At 77.1% G+C, this 957-nt stretch carries 1 protein-coding gene; it reads left to right on the plus strand.

The genetic code is table 11. The features are described 5' to 3' along the window. Positions 1–107 precede the first annotated feature (107 nt). Positions 108–957: PEP-utilizing enzyme (locus tag E1283_RS36560; RefSeq protein ID WP_243745358.1), on the plus strand; the 850-nt coding region annotated here is incomplete at its 3' end.

Below are 957 nucleotides of genomic sequence, written 5' to 3' on the forward strand. Positions count from 1 at the left end.
GCGGAGGGGCGGCGTGGCCGGAGGGGCCGAACGCGGCGACTTCGGCTTTGATGTGAGGTGCGGCCCGGCGGGTGTGGTCGTCGGGTCGGCGTCGTGAGGCGGGTGAGATGGAGACCAGGCTGCAAGGGGTCGGCGTCAGCCGGGGCGTGGCCATCGGCGAGGTGCGCCACATGGGCACCGCGGTGCTGGAGCCGCCCGACACCCGGATCGAGCCGGCGCAGACGGCGCGCGAGCTGGGGCGCGCCCAGCAGGCCGCGACCGCCGTGGCCGCCGACCTGACGGCCAGGGGCACGCTGGCGGGCGGCGACGCCCAGGCGGTGCTGGAGGCGCAGGCGCTGATGGCGCGGGATCCCGAGCTGATGAACGACGTGGAGCGGCGGATCGCCGCCGGCTCCACCGCGGAGCGGGCGGTCTACGACGGCTTCGCCGCCTACCGGGCGCTGCTCGCGGACGCCGGCGAGTATCTGGCCGGGCGGGTCGCGGACCTGGACGACGTGCGCAACCGGATGGTCGCCAGGCTGCTCGGCGTGCCGATACCGGGGGTGCCGGACAGCGACGACCCCTTCGTGCTGATCGCGCGTGACCTGGCCCCGGCGGACACCGCGTTGCTCGACCCGGCGCTGGTGCTCGGCTTCGTGACGGAGGAGGGCGGCCCCACGAGTCACAGCGCGATCCTGGCCCGGGCCCTCGGGGTGCCGGCGGTCGTCGCGCTGCCCCGGGCCCTGGAGATCACCGAGGGCACGGTGGTCGCCGTCGACGGCTCCACGGGCGAGATCGTGGTGAACCCGAGCGACGCGGAGCGGGCCGAGCTGGCCAGGGTGGCGGCCGAACACCGGGCCGCGCTCGCCTCGGTGACCGGCCCGGGCGCCACCGCGGACGGCCACCAGGTGCCGCTGCTCGCCAACATCGGGGGCCCGGCGGACCTGCCGGCGGCGGTCAGGGCGGGCGCCGAGGGGG

This window comes from Streptomyces hainanensis, assembly GCF_004348415.1.
Lineage (GTDB): Bacteria > Actinomycetota > Actinomycetes > Streptomycetales > Streptomycetaceae > Streptomyces > Streptomyces hainanensis.